Origin of the sequence: Rheinheimera faecalis, from assembly GCF_021290965.1 — a bacterium.
GTDB lineage: Bacteria > Pseudomonadota > Gammaproteobacteria > Enterobacterales > Alteromonadaceae > Pararheinheimera > Pararheinheimera faecalis.
Genome location: NZ_JAJOYT010000003.1, coordinates 407,441 through 426,672, shown reverse-complemented (window position 1 = coordinate 426,672; position 19,232 = coordinate 407,441). Strand labels below are relative to the sequence as shown.

Genomic DNA, 19,232 nt, shown 5'->3' with positions numbered 1-19,232 from the left:
TCTTTAATCTTGTGTTTGTTCAATCAGCTCCAGCTCTTGCTGCAGCTTAAAGAAAAATTTGAGTTTGCGGATTATATCAGCCGCCTGATGATCGTGCTCAGGGTTGTTGGCGTCCAGTGCCGATTGCAACTGTCGTAATAAGGCTTTTTTCTGCTGCTGAATTTGCTGGTCGGCTTCATCAATTAACGCATCAGGATCCGCTGCATCGCTAATCTCTGCCAGCAACTCACGTAATTCCATTTGCTGCATTAAAAAAGCAGGTTCCATAAAGCTACGCTGCTCGTTACTGATTTTTAAACCCCGTAACGCCAGTAAATGTTCGGCACGTAATAACGGCTGTTTTAAACTGTGATACGCATCGTTGATATTGGCTGCTTGTTGCACCGCCATCAGCTTATCGCGCTCAGAGCCAGCTGCATGTTTATCCGGATGAAACTGACGCTGCAATTCCAGATAACGGGTGCCTAATTCAGTCAAATCCAGCTCGAACTGAGCTGGCAGATGAAAAAGCTGAAAGTAATTCATCTGCGCCCTTAGTTAAACGGTGAAGCTTTCGCCACAACCACATTCGCCATTGACGTTTGGGTTGTTAAACTGGAACCCTTCGTTTAAACCTTCTTTGACAAAATCAAGCTGGGTGCCGTCTATATAGACCAGACTTTTACCGTCAACGATGAGTTTCAGATCGTTCTGCTCAAACACCTGATCGTCATCGTTTAACTCGTCAACAAACTCCAGCACATAAGCTAAGCCTGAACAGCCTGTGGTTTTTACACCCACACGCAAGCCAAGGCCTTTGCCTCTGTTGCTCAGGAAACTTCTGACGCGATCCGCTGCCGCTGGTGTCATTGAAATAGCCATAACTTAGTTCCCGTGACGTTGTTTGTAATCAGCAATGGCTGCTTTGATTGCATCTTCCGCCAGAATAGAGCAGTGAATTTTTACCGGAGGTAAAGCCAATTCCTGCGCTATATCGGTGTTCTTGATTAAAGCAGCTTCGTCGATGCTTTTGCCTTTAACCCATTCAGTCACTAATGAGCTGGATGCAATAGCGCTGCCACAGCCATAAGTCTTGAACTTGGCATCTTCAATAATGCCCTGGTCGTTAATTTTTAACTGTAACTTCATCACGTCACCACAAGCCGGTGCGCCAACCATGCCTGTAGCTATAGTTGGGTCGTCTTTAGCGAATGAACCGACGTTACGCGGATTTTCATAATGGTCTATGACTTTAGTACTGTATGCCATGATTCTAAGTCCTCTAATCCCCTTCGTACTTGAAACTGCAGCTTTGTTGACTACGTTCTCTCGCCCAATCACATAGGACTACTATGCTCATGGGTCTCGCTCACTTGTCGCCTCGCTGCAACTCCAATTACTTTGGGGATAATAATGGTGCTGTTAACTTAGTGTGCAACCCAGGCTACGCTGCCTAAATCCACGCCGTCTTTATACATTTCCCACAGAGGTGACATGTCGCGTAATTTACCAATGGCGTCATGCACAATCTTAATGGTGTGATCAATTTGCTCTTCCGTTGTGTAACGGCCGATGCTGAAACGAATAGAACTGTGTGCCAGCTCGTCGGTTAAACCTAAAGCACGTAATACGTACGAAGGTTCCAGACTAGCTGAAGTACAAGCTGAACCTGAAGATACAGCAATGTCTTTTAACGCCATAATCAGGGACTCACCTTCAACATAGTTAAAGCTGACGTTGGTAATACCTGGCACACGTTGCACAGCATCACCATTTAAAAACACCTGTTCGATGTCTTTAATACCATCCAGCAGACGGTCACGTAACACAGCAACACGTTCACGCTCAGCGTGCATTTCTTCTTTGGCAATACGGAAAGCTTCACCCATAGCCACAATCTGGTGTGTGGCTAAAGTGCCTGAACGCATACCACGCTCATGACCACCACCGTGCGTCTGAGCTTCTAAACGAATACGTGGCTTACGACGCACATACAAAGCGCCAATGCCTTTAGGACCATACGTCTTGTGGCCTGAGAACGACATCAGATCCACTTTTAAGGTCTCTAAATCTATATCCACTTTGCCTGTAGCCTGAGCCGCATCGACGTGGAAAATAATACCTTTGCTGCGGCATAACTCGCCAATAGCAGCGATATCCTGAATGACACCAATTTCGTTGTTGACGAACATAATGCTAATAACAGTGGTATCTGGGCGGATAGCTGCAGTTAACTTGTCTAAGTCAACTAAACCACTAGCTTCGACATCCAGGTAAGTCACTTCAAAACCTTCACGTTCCAAAGAGCGCATGGTATCCAGCACAGCTTTGTGTTCAGTTTTAACGGTGATCAGGTGTTTACCTTTTTTATGGTAAAACTGCGCTGCGCCTTTAATAGCTAAGTTGTTTGATTCGGTCGCGCCCGAAGTGAATACAATTTCACGTGGGTCGGCGTTGACCAGTTCGGCAATTTGCGCACGGGCAATTTCTACCGCTTCTTCTGCCTGCCAGCCGAACTTGTGCGAACGTGACGCCGGATTACCAAAGGAACCGTCCATAGTCAAAAATTGCATCAATTTCTCGGCCACCCGCGGATCAACCGGGGTTGTGGCTGCATAATCTAGATAAATAGGTAGCTTCATTTTTTGCTCCGGCTTTTGCCTACAACTGGCAACTGACTTCGATTTCAGTTGCTGGATTTTTTAACACACGGCCATCTTGCCGTTTCGCCACTTTTTTCACTTCATTCTGGCGAACCAGTTCACCTAAAGTGATACCGGTGAGGAAGTCTTCGATACGATCGCTTAAGTCTGTCCACAAAGTGTGGGTTAAACATTTAGCGCCGCTTTGACAATCAGATTTACCCTGACAACGTGTGGCATCTACGGACTCATCGACCGCACTGATCACAGCAGACACCGATATTTGCATCGGATCTAACCCCAGTTGGTAACCACCACCTGGACCACGCACGCTGCTGACCAGACCTTGTTTGCGTAAACGTGCAAACAGCTGTTCAAGGTAAGACAGGGAAATTCCCTGACGTTCAGAGATATCCGCCAATGATACCGGGCCAGACTCAGCATGTAATGCAACATCCAGCATAGCTGTCACAGCGTAACGGCCTTTTGAAGTTAAACGCATAACGGACTCCCTGAAACGAATGGCGCAAATTGTACATTCTTGACTGTTTTAGTCAAGTATTAATCCTACCGTTTTAGTCAGGTATTATCCGTTTAGGTTCAACTCTTTTTCCGATGATTCACGCAAATTGCTTAAATAGTCGGGTCAAAAGCATCCACAGCTTTTTTGCGATGTTCAGCCGCTTCACGCTCTGCCTGAATAAAAGCTTCATCTTCAATAGCAATTTCCGGCACTATGTCGCAGACGTTGCCACCAAGCTTGTTGACGCTTTGGCACAGCTCCGTCACTTTGTTATCCAGAAAGTGCATATGATCCAGCATCCGGCCCATCGCATTGGCAACTGGATCCGGGTTATCGCTGGAGACAGCATAGGCATCAAAACCAAACTTTTTCGCCATTTGCTGACGTTGCTCAGTCAGCGCCATATCTTGTTTGGCGACAATACGGCCAGGAATACCCACCACAGTCGCACCTGCCGGCACATCTTTCACCACCACGGCATTTGAACCAATACGGGCACATTCACCGACATACAAAGGCCCTAGTACTTTGGCGCCAGCACCTATCACTACACCATTGCCTAAAGTTGGGTGACGTTTACCCGGGTTCCAGCTGGTACCACCTAAAGTCACACCATGGTACAAAGTGACGTCATCACCTATTTCGGCGGTTTCACCTATCACTACACCCATACCATGGTCGATAAAAAAACGACGGCCAATTTTGGCGCCAGGATGAATTTCAACCCCGGTTAACCAACGGGCTATGGTGCTTAAAAAACGCGCTAGCCATTTCCAGTTCGCTTTCCATAGACGATGGTTCATCCGATGCCACCAGATGGCATGTAAACCAGGATAGTTAGTCAGTACTTCAAAAGCACTGCGCGCCGCCGGGTCCCGCTCGAACACACTTTTAATGTCTTCTTTGATACCTGCAAACATCTTACAAATCCTATTGCTTGGTGGTGCGTTGAATCGAGGCCAGAATGCCACGCAAAATATTCAATTCTTGATCATCAGGTCTGGAACGGGCAAATAACCGGCGCAGACGAGCCATCACAATGCCTGGGTGCTGCTTAATGATAAAACCTGTGTCGCTAAGAGTTTGCTCCAGATGAACATAAAACTTCTCCATCTGGTCAATTTCCGGATACAGAGTTAAATCCGCTTCAGGGGTTTTATCCTGCTGCGCTAAAAAGGCCACCCGAACTTCATAAGCGATAATTTGGACTGCCATAGCTAAATTCAAGGAGCTGTATTCAGGATTGGCAGGAATACAAACATGGTAGTTACACATTTGCAGCTCTTCATTGGTAAGGCCATTGTTTTCACGGCCAAATACCAATGCCACTGGTTTTTGTGTGGCTTCCAGCACAGCTTTTTCGCCACATTCACGCGGCTCCAGCATAGGCCAGGATAAAGTGCGGGAACGGGCACTGCTGCCTACCACTAAACCACAATCGAATATGGCCTGTTCTAAAGTGTCCACTACTTGCGCATTAGCTAAAATATCACTGGCACCAGCAGATAAGGCATAAGCCTGACCGTCTGGTAATTCTTTTGGTGAAACCAGCACCAGCTTGCTCAGACCCATAGTTTTCATGGCGCGGGCAACTGAACCTATATTTCCGGTATGAGAAGTACCCACTAAGACAATACGGATATGCTCTAACATGCCCACTCCAGCTAATGCTTTGGCGATAAGGCTGCCGCTGTTCTGAAGTCATCTTCAGCAGGGCCACCCAGCGTAAAAATTCAAGGGGCGGCATTTTATCACAGCGTAAAAATTTTGTTGATTGAAATTTGGCAGTCCAGCCATCTAAAATTCGACGCGTGAGAAACCCATCTTATGGCCAAAGTAATTGGAGTTGCAGGGCGGCGACAAGTAATTGAGACCCCAGGAGCATAGTTTACCTATGTGACTGGGGCGAAAGCACGCAGGCAACAAAGCTGCAGCTTCAAGTACGAAGGCTATCTATCCCACAAATATCGCCACTGGTGATTTGTAACTGCAAAAGATGTTGTGCTTTGTTACACTAGCGCAGGTTTTTAACTCAGAAGGATCGTGTTATGAAGGCGTTATCGCAATTCGTTTTAGTATCCAGTTTAGTGCTTAGCCAGTTTTCTTTTGCAAACACCGATACCACAGCTTTACAGCAGGCGGTACAAAATCCAGCCCGTACTGAAGCCAATAAAGCGCGCGACCAATACAGACATCCAGTTGAAACTTTAAGTTTTTTTGGGGTGACACCACAAAGCACACTAGTTGAAATATCCCCTGGCGGTGGCTGGTACACCGAAATTCTGGCTCCGTTACTGGCCAAAGAAGGCAAGTACTACGCGGCTCATTTCCCGGCCAACAGTACCTCAGAATACGCAACACGCAACCTCAAAGCATTTAAAGAGAAGCTGGCTGCCAATGATGCTTACTCCCAGGTCGTAGTCACAGAATTCTCTCCGTTACCTAATCAACAAGTAGCACCAGCGAACAGCGCAGATGTGGTACTGACCTTCCGTAACCTGCATAACTGGTATATGCAAAAAGGTGAACAAGGCATGATCGATGCTTTTGCTTCCTTTTATGCAGCTTTAAAACCGGGTGGTGTATTAGGTGTAGTGGAACACCGTTTACCAGAAGATAAAAAGACAGCCGACTGGTTAAAGTCAGGTTACTTCCCGCAAAGTCTTGCCGTTGAGTTGGCACAAAAAGCTGGTTTTGTCTTAGAAGAGAGCAGCGAAATAAACGCCAATCCAAAAGATACAGCGGATCACCCGGGTGGTGTCTGGACTTTGCCTCCGACTCTGTCACAAAAAGAGCAGGACAAAGACAAGTATCTGGCCATTGGTGAAAGTGACCGTATGACTCTGAAATTCCGCAAACCAGCAGCCAAATAGGCTGCTGTTTGTTTTAGTAACACTGATTTTTTAGTTTTTGATATTTTTAGTTTTTGATTGAGGCGAGACTGACGATGAAAGTATTAGTGATAGGTGGTGGTGGTCGTGAACATGCTCTGGCATGGAAAGCAGCACAATCGGCTCATGTGACACAAGTCTTTGTAGCTCCGGGCAACGCAGGTACTGCGCTCGAAGCCAATCTGACCAATGTGGCTATTGCAGCAGACGATGTGCCAGCACTGACCGCTTTTGCCAAAAGCGAAGGCATAGCTTTGACTATAGTGGGTCCTGAAGCCCCACTGGCCAAAGGTGTGGTTGATACCTTCCGTCAGCAAGGCTTAGCTATTTTTGGCCCAACTCAGGCCTCTGCTCAGTTAGAAAGCTCCAAAGCTTTTGCCAAAGACTTTTTAGCCCGTCATAAAATTCCAACTGCGTCTTACGCTAACTTTACAGAGATTGAACCGGCCAAAGCTTATGTCAAAGCCAATGGCACTCCTATAGTGATCAAGGCCGATGGTTTAGCTGCAGGCAAAGGCGTTATTATCGCCCAGACTGAAGCTGAAGCTTTTGCAGCCATTGACGATATGCTTGCTGGTAACAAGTTTGGTTCAGCTGGCAGCCGTGTGGTGATTGAAGAGTTTTTAACAGGTGAAGAAGCCTCCTTTATTGTGATGGTCGACGGAACCCATGCATTAGCTTTTGCTTCGTCTCAGGATCACAAAGCCCGTGATGATGGCGACAAAGGTCCAAATACCGGTGGTATGGGTGCTTATTCCCCGGCGCCAGTTGTGACTCCTGCTGTCCATGATTGGGTCATGCAAAATGTAATTTACCCAACAGTCAATGGGATGGCGTCTGAAGGTCATATCTACACAGGTTTCCTCTATGCAGGTTTGATGGTATCGCCAGATGGCACCTGTAAAGTACTGGAATTTAACTGCCGTTTTGGTGACCCTGAAACTCAGCCTATCATGATGCGTTTACAGTCCGACTTAGTTGAGCTGTGTCAGGCTGCTGTGGAAGGCAAATTAGCCCAGCAAGAGATTAAATTCGACAGCCGTGCCGCTGTTGGCGTAGTGCTGGCTGCTGGTGGTTATCCGGATGATTACCGCAAAGGTGATGTGATTTCTGGTTTACCTACAGAAGACAGCCGTGAAGCGAAAGTATTCCATGCTGGCACTGTATTAAAAGACGGTCAGGTACTGACGGCCGGTGGTCGCGTATTGTGTGCCACAGCTTTAGGCGCCAATGTCACTGCTGCACAAAAAGCAGCGTACGAGCTGACAGATAAGGTGCAGTGGGACGGCGTATTCAGCCGCCGTGATATAGGCTATCGCGCCATCGCCCGCGAAAAGAATTAAAGGTATTAGTTTATTTCTAAGGCGCCGTTCGGCGCCTTTATTATTCGCTGCCATCCATGGCGCTCCCCCTTCGGGTCATCGTCGCTGCGCTCCAATGTTAAAAATTGCTCCGGGCAATTTTTTCTTTCACCGCCATTCACAGCAATTTCATACGAAATTCAACGATTTACCCTTGTAGATTTTTCTGAGTGCCTTAGGCTGTACGCATCTGTACTTATGTATTTGTACCCAAGGACGCTTTTAATGAAACTCTCTGTATTTACCTTACTGGTGCTGGCCACTGGTTCATTTGGTGTTTCTGCTGCATGTCAGACACAAACTCCTATAGCAGCAATTCAAGGCGATGTTAAACAAAGCCCGCTGCTCAACAAAACTGTGTCTACATCAGGTGTAGTGACTGCCCTGCTTTATCCGGATAGCAAAGCAGCTGGTGTTTTGTTGCAAAGCCTGACTCCAGACAACAATCCAAAAACCAGCGAAGCTTTATTTATTGCTGACAAAAAGCTGGTACAAAAAATAAAGCCAGGTGAGCAGATTGAAGTAACAGGTAAAGTCGCTGAACTCAATGGTATGACAGCTTTGGTGGACGTCACCAGCTCGGTCTGCGGCCAACAAGCTAAACCAACACCTGTGGTAGCCAAATTACCAGTGCAGTCCAGGCAAGACTGGGAAGCTTTGGAAGGCCAGTATCTGTCTTTTCCTCAGCAGTTAGTCGTCAATGACAGTTACGGCTTGTCGCGGTATGGCGAGCTGTTGCTGGCCGATAAAAGACTCTGGGTTGCGACTGAATTATACCGACCAGGCCAAGCGGCTACTCACTTTGAGCAGCAACAGCGTTTAGGCGAGCTAACATTGGACGATGGTATTTTTAAACAAAATCCAGACCCTGTGATTTTCCCTGACGGCAATTTATCGGCCAAGAATACTGTGCGGGTGGGTGACACAGTAAAAAACCTGCAGGGTTATCTGATTGAAACCAAACAAGGTTATCGTTTAGTGGCGGCACAAGTGCCTGATTTTGAAGCCAGTAATGCAAGAACCGAAGCTCCTAAAGCCAAAGCTGCCGATCATATCCGGGTTGCCAGTTTTAATGTGCTGAACTTTTTTACCGGTGAAACCGCTGCCAATCCTTTCCCAACGCGCCGTGGCGCTACAAATGCCAATGAGCTACAGCGCCAGCAAGCAAAAATGATAGCGGCTTTATCCCGCATGGACGCTGATGTGATAGGTTTGTTGGAAGTAGAAAATAATGGTTTTGACGAGCGAAGTGCTTTGGCCACTCTGGTGCGTGAGCTGAATAAAGCTTTAGGTGAAGAGCGCTATGCCTTTGTAAAACCAGAGAGCTCTCAGGGTAATGATGCGATTAAAGTAGCCATTATCTATAACCAGCAAAAAGTAACGGAAGCAGGTAAAGCTGCGGTCACAGCTGAAGGGCCATTTGCTTATGGTTCACGTGCACCTTTAGCGCAGAGCTTTAAAGCAAAAACAGCTTCAACAACCTTTACCGTCAGTATTAATCACTTTAAATCCAAAGGCAGTTGTCCTGAACAGCAAAGCAGCGCACTGGACAAGGCGAATAGTGATAACAAAGATGGCCAGGGTTGCTGGAATCAATCCCGTGTTGAGGCGGCTAAAGCATTAACCGCCTGGTTGCAGACTCAACCTACAGGCGTCAATACGCCGCATCAGCTGGTGATTGGTGATTTAAATGCCTACCGTCAGGAAGACCCTGTGTATGCTCTGGAACAAGCAGGTTGGGTGCATTTAGCGCCAGCTGGTGAAGCGGGTCATTATTCTTATGTCTACAAAGGTCGCACCGGCTCTTTAGACCATGCCCTTGCCAGCAAAAGCATGGCGAAACAGCTGATGGTGTTCCAGCACTGGAATATCAATGCAGACGAGCCAGCTGTTTTGGATTACAACACAGAATTTAAATCAAAAGCTCAGCAACAAAACTTGTATGCACCGGATCCATTCCGCTCATCGGATCACGACCCGGTGCTGATTGACTTTAAGTTTTAAGCCTTACAAACAAAAGCAAGCTGGTTGCGCTCTTTATTGAGCGCAAAACGGCTAATTTCAGTGCCGCATTCTTTGGATAAATCTAACCACAAAGTCCAGCCTTGCTTGCCTGTAGCTTGCCACTGATAAATTTTCGTACCGGCAGACACCAGTAAAGTATCTGCTGACCACCAGACTAAATCCTGGCCACCCGCCGGCAGCGCCAGTTCAGTTGCAGTGGCTGTTTTCGTCTTTACATCATAAACACTTAAATACAGCTGATTATCCTTTGCCTCTGTGTAATAAGCTTTTTGAGTGCCCGGCTGCCAGCTTAAAGCCCGGCCTACACCTGTCGCCAGCGTCGTCAGCTTGCCGTTTTTATCCAGATAACGCACTGTATGGTTGTCTTCTTTATCGCCAAGAATAAACAACAACAGATCCTGATCGGGTCCCCATGCATGATAACCCACCCCTTTAGGATCGGCTTTGAGCAAACTGGTGTTGCCCTGCCAGTCCACTTTCCATAAGCGTTGTGTTTGATCCGCTTCTACCACCACCACAGAGACACCTGAACCATCAGACAATAAAGTCGGTGAATATTCACTTAAGGCTGTTTTCGTCAGCAAATCCTGTTTTTTATCAGCGATATGATAACGCCCAATATCGGTTTGCACTGCTGCATCTTTGCCCTGCTCCAGCGTAAAAAATAAGCTTTTCCCATCACTACTAAAAGCTGGCTGGTTGATATAGGTTGGAGTTTCATTTATTTTTATGCTGTTAGACACAGATAAATCTTTTGATACATCAGTCAGATATAAATTGTATTGTGGCAAGGCTGCTGCCACTGGCAAAGCCATAACAGCCAAAGCAACAGAAAGTAGTCGCACTTGATGATCCTTCTTTGTTTATCAGCAGCAGCTTCATTACTGTGCTTGCAGTGACCTTACTTTATCCTTTATGGTAGTCGGCTGACAATCAACTCAACCTGGCTTTTTATGTCTCACAAAAACCCTATTATTGCGGTCACAGGTTCTTCAGGTGCTGGCACTACGACTACCATGAGTGCCTTTTCGCATATATTCCGCAGCCTTGGTATTGATGCAGGTTTTGTTACTGGCGACTGTTTTCACAAATACAGCAGACCAGAAATGGATCTGGAAGTACGTAAGGCTAAAGAGAAAGGCAAACATATCAGCTACTTTGGCGCCGAAGCCAACGACTTTGCCGCTTTAGAATCGCTATTCTCAAGTTATGCCGAAACAGGCACAGGCAAAGTGCGGCAGTATTTACATACCTTTGATGAAGCTGTGCCTTATAACCAACTGCCAGGCACTTTTACGCCCTGGCAGGATTTAAGACCCAATACAGATTTGTTGTTTTATGAAGGATTACACGGTGGTGTGGTAACAGAACAAAACAATGTGGCTCAGCATGTGGATTTGCTGATCGGCATGGTGCCTATAGTTAACTTAGAATGGATCCAGAAAATCATCCGTGACACATCAGAGCGTGGCCACAGCCGCGAAGCTGTGATGTCGAGCATAGTGCGCAGCATGGATGATTATGTGAATCAGATCACTCCACAGTTTTCCCGCACTCATATCAACTTTCAGCGCGTGCCTACTGTCGATACCTCGAACCCATTCAGTGCCAAAGATATTCCGTCATTAGATGAGAGCTTTGTGGTGATCCGTTTTCGCGGCATTAAACATGTCGACTTCCCTTATTACCTGCAAATGATCAACGGTGCTTTTATGTCGCGGGTTAATACATTGGTGGTGCCTGGCGGGAAAATGAATTTAGCCATGGAGCTGATTTTAACGCCATTGGTCGAGCAGCTGATTATTAAAAGACGTCAGGCCAGGGGGCAGATTAACTGGTTGGAATAAAAATGGGGTCAGATCATATTATTTGCCAAGCAAATAATATGATCTGACCCCATTTTTATATCTTATTCCATTTCCGGTAAATTGCGGCCGTAAAAGATTTCCCGCATTTCGCGTTTCACTTTTTTGTTGATGGCTTTGCGCTCAACGTCATCCAGCTCACCGACACCAGTACCAAACAGATAGTTGTTCAAGTCATACTCTTTGAGCATCATTTTTGTGTGGAACAGGTTTTCCTGATACACATTCACATCCACCATCTGGAAAGCATTTTTAGTCTGCTCGTCCATAAAATTCTGAATCGAATGAATAGGATGGTCTATGTAGTGTTTGACACCCTTCACATCACGGGTAAAACCACGCACCCGGTAATCTATGGTCACTATGTCTGACTCAAAGCTGTGGATCAGGAAATTCAGCGCCTTCAGTGGCGAAATTAAACCACAAGTTGAGACTTCAATATCAGCACGGAAGGTACAGATGCCATCCTGTGGATGCACTTCAGGGTAGGTATGCACACAAATATGACTTTTATCCAAGTGAGCCACCACAGAATCCGGCAATGGGCCCGGGTTTTCTGAGTTGTCCGGTGAGCCTTCAATAGGTTCTTCACAAACCAGAATAGTCACGCTGGCGCCTTGTGGGTCGTAATCCTGCCTGGCAATATTTAAAATGTTAGCGCCGATAATATCCACTACTTCACTCAGAATATCGGTCAGGCGGTCGGCATTGTATTGCTCGTCTATATAGGAAATATATTCCTGACGGTGCTGCTCAGTCTGGGCATAACAGATATCGTAAATGCTGAAACTCAGGCTCTTGGTCAGGTTATTAAAACCATGCAGTCTTAGTTTTTCAAAAGGTTTAACCACGTCTTCTTTACCTCAATAGTCGGCACTCTGGTCCGGTATAGAACAACAGCACCTATGCAATCCTTATTCAGCCGCTGGCTGTACTTCGGATTGTTTCACACTAAAAGAATGCGTCACTTCGACACTTTGTGACAACATGATAGAAACTGAACAATATTTCTCAGCCGACAGATTCACCGCTTTTTCCACGTGTTTTTCGCTGACATCAAAACCAGTTACGACAAAATGCAGATGAATTTTACTGAAAACACGAGGTATGGTTTCTACACGCTCGCCCGTTAAAATCACTTCACAATCCGTGACTTGCTGTCTGGCTTTTTGCAAAATACTGACCACGTCAACCGAAGAACAGGCACCAGCTGCCATCAGCACCATTTCCATAGGGCTAGGCGCAGCGCTGCCTTCTTTATGAGCATCAAATACCACATTGTGGCCGCTGTCAGAACGACCAATAAAGGTCTGGTCACCGGCCCATTTTACGCTGGCTTGCATAGGAGATCCTGTTGTCCGTATTAAAGAATGGCTATTTTACGGAAAACAGTCAGATGAGGCTAGTTAAGATTAATCCATCAAAGCTGCAATAGCGGTATCAAACAGGTTTTTGATCAACAATGATATTTCCTGAATAAGCTCAGTTTGTTGTGCTGTGGCGGGCTCTTCCAGCACAGAAGCCAGAACTTCCTGGAAGTCATACAAAATGCCATCCACTTCACGCACTATCATGCTGCGATGGTTCATTTCCAGTTCGGTATGCTGAGTACAGAGTTGGATAATTTGTTCAGCAATGGACTCTTCCAGCACTTCACCCAGAGTTTTAGCTCCAGCGACGACAGGGCCTCGTTGTTCGAACAGCGACAAATGCTCCGTCAAAAACTGGATCAGATGCTCATAGCCGGGTTTATCAGTTACCATACAAAAAGGACACCTATAGTGCACAACACTGGATACTGGACTTTATCTGAGCATGGCACAAAAGCCCAGACAAGTTGACGTTAAGTGAGTGTCATTTAAGCAAATTTTTTTTCATAAAACAAATCGGGGCATAGCCCCGATTGAAATAAAACTAAAAAACAGCTTTTACCGGGATCAGAAGTGTAAACCCGGCGACAGCTGCGCAGGAAGCTGTAATTGTTCCAGCTCCACAGAAGCGACAGGATAAGCACAATAATCTGCCGCATAATAAGCGCTGGCTCTGTGATTGCCACTGCCACCTATGCCACCAAAAGGAGCTGCAGAGCTGGCACCTGTGATAGGTCTGTTCCAGTTGACTATACCAGCACGGATTTTACGGAAAAACAGCTGATACAGCTCTTCATCATCTGACAATAAACCTGCAGACAAACCAAAGCTGGTGTTATTGGCCGCGTTAATTGCATCACTGAAATCCACAAAACGGAATACTTTTAACAGCGGACCAAAATGCTCTTCATCCGGCATATCATTTACCAGGCTGCAATCCAGAATACCAGGGCTTAACATAGCCGGGCTTTGAGGCTGTTGTTGCATAGACAACAACACCTTAGCACCACGTTCTATTAAATCCTGCTGCGCTTTGAGCATGCCTAAAGCGGCTTTTTCAGAAATTAATGTGCCCATAAATGGCTGATCTGCGTCATCATACAAGCCCACTTTCAGAGCCTTAGTCACTTCAAGTAAACGGGCCAGTATCGCATCGCCTTCTTCACCTACAGGCAAATACAAACGACGGGCACAGGTGCAACGTTGACCGGCGGAAATAAAAGCCGACTGGATAATGTCATGCACTGCTGCGTCTATGTCTTTGACCTTCTGTACTATCAGAGGGTTATTGCCGCCCATTTCCAACGCCAGAATTTTATGCGGCTGACCAGCAAACTGCTGATGCAAATAATGACCAGTGCCAGAGCTGCCGGTAAAAAATAAACCATCAATGCCCGGATGACTGGCAATGGCTTTGCCTGTGTCAATTTCGCCTTGCAGCAAGTTCAGCACTCCAGCAGGTAAACCTGCTTTTTGCCATAACTGCACAGTCAGCTCTGCCACTTTAGGTGTCAGCTCGCTCGGTTTAAACACCACTGTGTTACCCGCCAGTAAAGCTGGCACTATATGACCATTGGGTAAATGGCCAGGAAAGTTATAAGGACCAAACACAGCCACCACACCATGAGGCTTGTGGCGGATCCAGGCTTTGCCTTGTGGCATAGGGTTTTCTTTCACCCCTGTTCTTTCCTGGTAAGCCCGGGCAGAAATGTCGATTTTACCAATCATAGCCGCCACTTCAGTGCGGGTTTCCCACAACGGCTTACCTGTTTCTTCGGCTATACATAAAGCGAACTCTTCTTTGTGTTCAGTCAGTTGCGCGGCAAAAGCGCGTGCTATGTCTAAACGTTCATCAAAACTTAATTCACTCCAGTGTTCAAAAGCGGCTCTGGCGGCCTCAATAGCACTGCTAACCTGAGTCGCATCAGCACTCCGGCCTTGCCATATCACCTGCTGTTTCGCCGGGTTTAATGAACTGAATAACTGGCCCGCGCCTTGTTGCCACTGGCCATTGATAAATTGCACTGCGAGTTCTGTCATGTTCCTGGTCCCTTAAAGATTAAATCCGGGCTAAGCGCACCCAGTCGCCGTTCGTTACCTGCAATAAATCAGCACATTCCGGAGGTAAGATCACCTGGGTGCTGTCTTCTTCCAGTTGCAGATAAAGCCAGGTCGCTCTGAAGTCTTCCAGTTTGGTGTTTGACACCATATAGGATTGACCACCTGTGACAGTACCAATCTGAACTTGCAGCTTACGACTGCCACGCACACTGCGGATATGCTCCACTTTGGCTTCAACAGTAGGGCCAGCATCAAAAATATCGACATAACCTGTATTGGAAAAGCCTTCAGATTGCAGTAAAGCTAAAGCCGGACGGGTTTTTTCGTGCACTTTGCCAATCACTGCCTGAGCTTCTTTGCTTAATAAGGTGACGTAAATCGGATATTTTGGCATCAGCTCAGCAATAAACACCTTCTGGCCTATACCTGTCAGGTAGTCAGCTGTGGGGAAATCGACTGAAAAGAAGCTGTCCTGCAGCCATTTCCAAAACGGCGAGTGACCATCTTCATCCGACACACCACGCATTTCTGCAATGACCCTGTCAGCAAAACGCGAACGGAATTCGGCGATAAACAAAAAGCGGAACTTCGATAGCAAACGACCATTGTTTTTCTTACGGCTCGACTCGCGTAAAAACAAAGTACAAAGCTCTGACACTCCTGTGTAGTCATTACACAACGTCAGAATATCTACAGGGTTGTAGACACCTAATGCGCGGGAGGTATGCACCACTTTACCTAAATGGTAATGATAAAACGCATCTTCCAGCCCCACAGCGGCTTCGATAGCACTGGTGCCAACAACAGCACCGGTTTCAGGGTCTTCCAGTACAAACAGATAACCTTCATCACCTGGCTTCTCGACCTTTTTGGCAAAGGAGGCTTCTGATCGGCTGATCTTACGTTGTAACAACTCATCATTGACGGGCAACGAAGTAAAGCCATGACCTGATTCGACAGCAATGTCGTACAGCTCGGCATAATCTTCGGCTCGGATTGGGCGAATGACCATCATAGTCGCTTACTCCAGTTAGTTTGCTTCAGAGCGCCTTTTAAAAGGCGCTTCAATTTTTGCTTTATTTTTTATTTTATAGAGTTAGACAAGGTAAAAAGGCAAAATTCAGCCTTGTTTCACTTGTGCTACGGCTTTTTCAAAACGTTTAAAACCTTCGATAATGTCTGCTTCAGGGATCACTAACGAAGGAGCGAAACGAATAACATCCGGGCCTGCAACCAAAGCAAACAAACCCTGATCGGCACAAGCCAGGAAAAAGTCACGTGAACGACCTTTAAACTCATCGTTTAATACAGCACCCAGCAACATGCCCTGACCACGCACTGTACTGAATACATTGTGTTTTTCGTTAATAGCAGCTAGTTCACGGCGGAACAGTTGTTCCCGCTCCAGTACGCCATTTAATACTTCCGGCTGGTTGATGGTATCTAAAGCAGCTTCAGCTACAGCACAAGCCAGCGGGTTGCCACCATAAGTACTGCCATGAGTGCCTACTTTTAAATGACTGGCAATCTCAGTAGTGGTTAACATAGCGCCCACAGGGAAACCACCGCCTAAAGATTTAGCTGTAGTCAGAATGTCAGGCACTACATTGCTGTGCATGTAGGCATACAATTTACCGGTACGGCCTACACCAGATTGCACTTCATCGTAAATCATCAGTGCATTAAATTGATTACATAAATCACGCACGCCTTGCAGGAAGGCCAGATCGCCCGGAATAATGCCGCCTTCGCCCTGAACTGGTTCTAAAATCACAGCACAAGTGTTATCTGACATCAGTGCTTTGAGGCTTTCGAGGTTATTGTATTCAGCATGATCAATGCCACCAGGTTTAGGACCAAAACCATCGGAATAGGCAGCCTGGCCACCCACTGTCACAGTGAAAAAAGTACGACCATGGAAACTTTTGCCAAAAGAGATAATTTGTTGCTTTTGCGCCCCAAACTTATCTAAAGCCCAACGACGGGCCAGCTTTAATGCGGCTTCGTTGGCTTCAGCACCTGAGTTGGCAAAATAGACTTTTTCTGCAAAGGTGCTGTCGACTAATTTTTGTGCCAGACGCAAAGCAGGCTCATTGGTCATTACATTGCTTAAATGCCATAACTTATCGGCTTGTTCTTTTAAGGCGGCAACTAAAGCCGGATGGCAATGACCTAAGGCATTCACCGCTATACCACCTGCAAAATCAACGTATTCACGACCCGCCTGATCCCAGACACGAGAGCCCTGACCACGGACCGGAATAATAGCTGCCGGTGCATAGTTTGGAACCATCACTTCATCAAAAAGTGCACGGGTGACCTGAATATGTTCTGCCATTTTTTACCTCTGCTGCAATAAAAGTCCGCAGTTTGCTCTGGCTGGTTTTTCAGCAAAAAAACGACGGACGGAAAATGATGTTTCACCGCATTATTACAGATAAAAAATGAAAAGTCTTGCTGTCAAAACCTCTAAAAGCCTTGAAAAATAAGGCTTTCAGATAGTTTTGCATAGGATGTGAATAACTAGTTATTAGCTTCAGTGAGGAAACAGAGCAGAAAAACATCAAGCAACGAATAGCCCTGTTGATCTGCTTTGTTTTTTAGTGTGGCAGAAGTACTGTCGAAAAAAACTGCATGTTTATTGACTAATTTTTTTGAAATTATTCAAAAGACAGCTTTTTCAGGTCAATCTGAGACAACATTTTGCGCATCTCATTGTGAACACCAGCCTCATTCAGCGCTTTATTCGCATCATCCACATCAATGCGTTGCTCCTGAATTAAAAACTTCACCTGCACATAGGTATTGGCTTGTTTAACAACACGGGTTAAATCCGTGCAACTGCTTAATGGAGTTTCATCAACAATTTGGTCCAGAATAGCAGCCAGTGGCATACGTTTCAGTTGCCAGCGGGCAATTAGATCGGCACTGATGATGCCAGCAAACTCTTCAATGCTGCTGGATAAGAAACCAGCGTCAGCGTCTAAAGCTTCCAGAGCATCCGTCAATTCATTATCGCGGGCATCACGGGCACGCAACAATTCAGCACGTTTTACCTGAGCATAACTGCGCAGGTAGTTGCGGATCACCACCATATTGCCCATGGTCTGGAACATAGCAGCACAAAAAGCCACAAAGCCATTCAAACCTTGTGAATCAGCAATAGCACGGGCCGCCAAAGCAGTGGCTAAAGAGTAATCCCAGATTTTTACTTTAAACTGCACAAAAGGATCGGTTGAATGTGGGATACAGTGGCGAAACGCATAAACAGGCACCAAAGACTGCAGCGCTTCCACCCCTAAAAAACGCAATGCGGTTTTAATATCTTTCACCATATTGCCGGAGCTGGTTTTGTTGCGATAGCGCGGCTGATTGACTAAACGCAGCACATCTTCTTTTAGCCATTCTACATTGCTGATCAGCGGATCCAGCTGGTTTAACGTCACAGCTTTTGCGCTTAAAGCATCTAAGAGTGGTGGAAAGTTTGGCCCTAAATCAAACAATGAACTACTAATGACTTCAATACTGCTCAGGCGCTGCATTAGCTCTTGGGCAACTTCATCATGCAAGTGAGCCTGAGTAAAATCGAGGAAGATTTTTTTGGCATTCTCACCGGACTGGCGTGCTTCCAGTGCTTTACGTTCCACTTCCAGCATCTGACGGCCATCAGTTTCTTGCTGCTGATTTTTTAAATAACGTAAACGTTTCTGATTAGGGTCAACACCAATCAGATTATCAATAAACAATTGCTCCAGTGAGGAGGAAGACAAAGACATAACTACCCTTTACTCGTGTGTGTACACAGCTTATTTATCATTATTGTTCAGGCCTTTGCACAATGTCAGAAAATTCTGTAATAACTGATGTCCTTGCTCAGTTAAGATGGCTTCGGGATGAAATTGCACCCCATAAACAGGCAACTTTTTATGCGACAACGCCATAATTTCCGCTTCGTCTGCTTCAGTCCAGGCCTCAATACTAAAATCATCCGGCACCGACTCTTTATCAACCACTAAAGAGTGGTAGCGTGTCACACTCAAGGGATTATTTAAGCCTTTAAACAGGCCTTGATCCCGATGAGTGATCAGCGAGTTTTTACCATGCATCACGGTTTTAGCCCGAACCACTTTGGCACCAAAAGCCTGAGCTATCGCCTGATGCCCTAAACAAACCCCTAATATCGGGATTTGTCCGGCAAAATGCTGAATAGCGGCAAGTGAAATACCGGCCTGATCCGGACTACAAGGACCAGGTGAGATCACCAGATACGAAGGCCGGATGGCGGCTATTTGCGTCAGGCTGATTTCATCATTACGACGCACCAGCACCTGCTCACCTAATTCAGCAAAATACTGAACTAAATTGTAGGTAAAAGAATCGTAATTATCTATCAATAAAATCATAACAATCCGGCTTTTACAGCATTATTATCAATCAAACCCTAAGTAATTGAAGTTGCAGGGAGGCGACAAGGGATCGAGACCCCAGGAGCATAGTTGTCCTATGTGACTGGGG

Annotated in this window: 20 protein-coding genes; 4 read left to right on the top strand and 16 right to left on the bottom strand. The window is 46.2% G+C overall.

Annotated elements, in window-relative coordinates:
• Positions 1–3: 3 nt before the first annotated feature.
• The 7 genes from hscB to trmJ form a co-directional block, all read right to left on the bottom strand.
• Positions 4–525 (bottom strand): co-chaperone HscB, encoded by a 522-nt coding sequence (gene hscB / locus LSG34_RS08235; protein ID WP_127025626.1) that lies wholly within the window; start codon positions 523–525, stop codon positions 4–6.
• A 12-nt stretch (positions 526–537) separates the two neighbouring features.
• A complete protein-coding gene (gene iscA, locus LSG34_RS08230) occupies positions 538–861 on the bottom strand; it encodes an iron-sulfur cluster assembly protein IscA (RefSeq protein WP_233008346.1) in 324 nt (107 codons plus the stop codon).
• A 3-nt stretch (positions 862–864) separates the two neighbouring features.
• Positions 865–1,248, bottom strand: coding sequence for a Fe-S cluster assembly scaffold IscU (gene iscU / locus LSG34_RS08225; protein ID WP_127025628.1), 384 nt, complete (start codon positions 1,246–1,248; stop codon positions 865–867).
• 158 nt (positions 1,249–1,406) lie between these two features.
• Positions 1,407–2,621, bottom strand: a complete 1,215-nt coding sequence (locus LSG34_RS08220; protein ID WP_233008345.1) for an IscS subfamily cysteine desulfurase — start codon at positions 2,619–2,621, stop codon at positions 1,407–1,409.
• A 19-nt stretch (positions 2,622–2,640) separates the two neighbouring features.
• The gene (iscR, locus tag LSG34_RS08215; RefSeq protein ID WP_233008344.1) at positions 2,641–3,123 is read right to left on the bottom strand and encodes a Fe-S cluster assembly transcriptional regulator IscR; all 483 of its coding nucleotides are present in this window, start codon (positions 3,121–3,123) and stop codon (positions 2,641–2,643) included.
• A 131-nt stretch (positions 3,124–3,254) separates the two neighbouring features.
• A complete protein-coding gene (cysE, locus tag LSG34_RS08210; protein ID WP_233008343.1) occupies positions 3,255–4,064 on the bottom strand; it encodes a serine O-acetyltransferase in 810 nt (269 codons plus the stop codon).
• Between the two features lie 10 nt (positions 4,065–4,074).
• A complete protein-coding gene (gene trmJ / locus LSG34_RS08205) occupies positions 4,075–4,797 on the bottom strand; it encodes a tRNA (cytosine(32)/uridine(32)-2'-O)-methyltransferase TrmJ (RefSeq protein ID WP_233008342.1) in 723 nt (240 codons plus the stop codon).
• A gap of 395 nt (positions 4,798–5,192) precedes the next feature.
• Here trmJ and LSG34_RS08200 point away from each other — a divergent pair, with 395 nt between their 5' ends.
• The 3 genes from LSG34_RS08200 (at position 5,193) to LSG34_RS08190 (ending at position 9,400) form a co-directional block, all read left to right on the top strand.
• The gene (locus LSG34_RS08200) at positions 5,193–6,017 is read left to right on the top strand and encodes a class I SAM-dependent methyltransferase (RefSeq protein ID WP_233008341.1); all 825 of its coding nucleotides are present in this window, start codon (positions 5,193–5,195) and stop codon (positions 6,015–6,017) included.
• Between the two features lie 74 nt (positions 6,018–6,091).
• Positions 6,092–7,378 carry a phosphoribosylamine--glycine ligase gene (gene purD, locus LSG34_RS08195; RefSeq protein WP_233008340.1) on the top strand — a complete coding sequence of 429 codons (1,287 nt, stop codon included), beginning with the start codon at positions 6,092–6,094 and terminating at the stop codon, positions 7,376–7,378.
• A 243-nt stretch (positions 7,379–7,621) separates the two neighbouring features.
• On the top strand, positions 7,622–9,400 hold the full coding sequence (locus LSG34_RS08190; RefSeq protein ID WP_233008339.1) for an ExeM/NucH family extracellular endonuclease: 1,779 nt from the start codon (positions 7,622–7,624) through the stop codon (positions 9,398–9,400).
• Here LSG34_RS08190 and LSG34_RS08185 read toward each other — a convergent pair.
• On the bottom strand, positions 9,397–10,266 hold the full coding sequence (locus tag LSG34_RS08185; RefSeq protein ID WP_233008338.1) for a TolB-like translocation protein: 870 nt from the start codon (positions 10,264–10,266) through the stop codon (positions 9,397–9,399). The genes LSG34_RS08190 and LSG34_RS08185 overlap by 4 nt on opposite strands.
• Before the next feature lie 108 nt (positions 10,267–10,374).
• Between LSG34_RS08185 and LSG34_RS08180 the strand changes: the two genes are divergently transcribed.
• The gene (locus LSG34_RS08180) at positions 10,375–11,268 is read left to right on the top strand and encodes a phosphoribulokinase (protein WP_233008337.1); all 894 of its coding nucleotides are present in this window, start codon (positions 10,375–10,377) and stop codon (positions 11,266–11,268) included.
• A gap of 62 nt (positions 11,269–11,330) precedes the next feature.
• Here the strand turns inward: LSG34_RS08180 and speD are convergent, their stop codons facing one another.
• The 8 genes from speD to LSG34_RS08140 form a co-directional block, all read right to left on the bottom strand.
• A complete protein-coding gene (gene speD, locus LSG34_RS08175) occupies positions 11,331–12,137 on the bottom strand; it encodes an adenosylmethionine decarboxylase (RefSeq protein ID WP_233008336.1) in 807 nt (268 codons plus the stop codon).
• 63 nt (positions 12,138–12,200) lie between these two features.
• On the bottom strand, positions 12,201–12,629 hold the full coding sequence (locus tag LSG34_RS08170) for an OsmC family protein (protein WP_233008335.1): 429 nt from the start codon (positions 12,627–12,629) through the stop codon (positions 12,201–12,203).
• 69 nt (positions 12,630–12,698) lie between these two features.
• Positions 12,699–13,049, bottom strand: a complete 351-nt coding sequence (locus LSG34_RS08165; protein ID WP_233008334.1) for a DUF3802 family protein — start codon at positions 13,047–13,049, stop codon at positions 12,699–12,701.
• 174 nt (positions 13,050–13,223) lie between these two features.
• The gene (gene astD, locus LSG34_RS08160; RefSeq protein ID WP_233008333.1) at positions 13,224–14,696 is read right to left on the bottom strand and encodes a succinylglutamate-semialdehyde dehydrogenase; all 1,473 of its coding nucleotides are present in this window, start codon (positions 14,694–14,696) and stop codon (positions 13,224–13,226) included.
• 19 nt (positions 14,697–14,715) lie between these two features.
• Positions 14,716–15,732 carry an arginine N-succinyltransferase gene (astA, locus tag LSG34_RS08155; protein ID WP_233008332.1) on the bottom strand — a complete coding sequence of 339 codons (1,017 nt, stop codon included), beginning with the start codon at positions 15,730–15,732 and terminating at the stop codon, positions 14,716–14,718.
• 105 nt (positions 15,733–15,837) lie between these two features.
• Positions 15,838–17,055, bottom strand: a complete 1,218-nt coding sequence (locus tag LSG34_RS08150) for an aspartate aminotransferase family protein (RefSeq protein WP_233008331.1) — start codon at positions 17,053–17,055, stop codon at positions 15,838–15,840.
• A 322-nt stretch (positions 17,056–17,377) separates the two neighbouring features.
• Positions 17,378–18,493 (bottom strand): HDOD domain-containing protein, encoded by a 1,116-nt coding sequence (locus LSG34_RS08145; protein ID WP_233008330.1) that lies wholly within the window; start codon positions 18,491–18,493, stop codon positions 17,378–17,380.
• Positions 18,494–18,523: 30 nt separating this feature from the next.
• Positions 18,524–19,120, bottom strand: coding sequence for an anthranilate synthase component II (locus LSG34_RS08140; RefSeq protein WP_233008329.1), 597 nt, complete (start codon positions 19,118–19,120; stop codon positions 18,524–18,526).
• Positions 19,121–19,232: the final 112 nt, after the last annotated feature.

Coding starts and splice junctions, on each gene's coding strand:
- LSG34_RS08150 (WP_233008331.1), bottom strand. CDS start 17,055: ATGGCAGAACATATTCAGGTCACCCGTGCACTTTTTGATGAAGTGATG.
- LSG34_RS08220 (WP_233008345.1), bottom strand. CDS start 2,621: ATGAAGCTACCTATTTATCTAGATTATGCAGCCACAACCCCGGTTGAT.
- astD (WP_233008333.1), bottom strand. CDS start 14,696: ATGACAGAACTCGCAGTGCAATTTATCAATGGCCAGTGGCAACAAGGC.
- trmJ (WP_233008342.1), bottom strand. CDS start 4,797: ATGTTAGAGCATATCCGTATTGTCTTAGTGGGTACTTCTCATACCGGA.
- LSG34_RS08180 (WP_233008337.1), top strand. CDS start 10,375: ATGTCTCACAAAAACCCTATTATTGCGGTCACAGGTTCTTCAGGTGCT.
- hscB (WP_127025626.1), bottom strand. CDS start 525: ATGAATTACTTTCAGCTTTTTCATCTGCCAGCTCAGTTCGAGCTGGAT.
- LSG34_RS08165 (WP_233008334.1), bottom strand. CDS start 13,049: ATGGTAACTGATAAACCCGGCTATGAGCATCTGATCCAGTTTTTGACG.
- LSG34_RS08140 (WP_233008329.1), bottom strand. CDS start 19,120: ATGATTTTATTGATAGATAATTACGATTCTTTTACCTACAATTTAGTT.
- astA (WP_233008332.1), bottom strand. CDS start 15,732: ATGATGGTCATTCGCCCAATCCGAGCCGAAGATTATGCCGAGCTGTAC.
- purD (WP_233008340.1), top strand. CDS start 6,092: ATGAAAGTATTAGTGATAGGTGGTGGTGGTCGTGAACATGCTCTGGCA.
- LSG34_RS08190 (WP_233008339.1), top strand. CDS start 7,622: ATGAAACTCTCTGTATTTACCTTACTGGTGCTGGCCACTGGTTCATTT.
- iscA (WP_233008346.1), bottom strand. CDS start 861: ATGGCTATTTCAATGACACCAGCGGCAGCGGATCGCGTCAGAAGTTTC.
- LSG34_RS08145 (WP_233008330.1), bottom strand. CDS start 18,493: ATGTCTTTGTCTTCCTCCTCACTGGAGCAATTGTTTATTGATAATCTG.
- LSG34_RS08200 (WP_233008341.1), top strand. CDS start 5,193: ATGAAGGCGTTATCGCAATTCGTTTTAGTATCCAGTTTAGTGCTTAGC.
- iscR (WP_233008344.1), bottom strand. CDS start 3,123: ATGCGTTTAACTTCAAAAGGCCGTTACGCTGTGACAGCTATGCTGGAT.
- LSG34_RS08170 (WP_233008335.1), bottom strand. CDS start 12,629: ATGCAAGCCAGCGTAAAATGGGCCGGTGACCAGACCTTTATTGGTCGT.
- iscU (WP_127025628.1), bottom strand. CDS start 1,248: ATGGCATACAGTACTAAAGTCATAGACCATTATGAAAATCCGCGTAAC.
- cysE (WP_233008343.1), bottom strand. CDS start 4,064: ATGTTTGCAGGTATCAAAGAAGACATTAAAAGTGTGTTCGAGCGGGAC.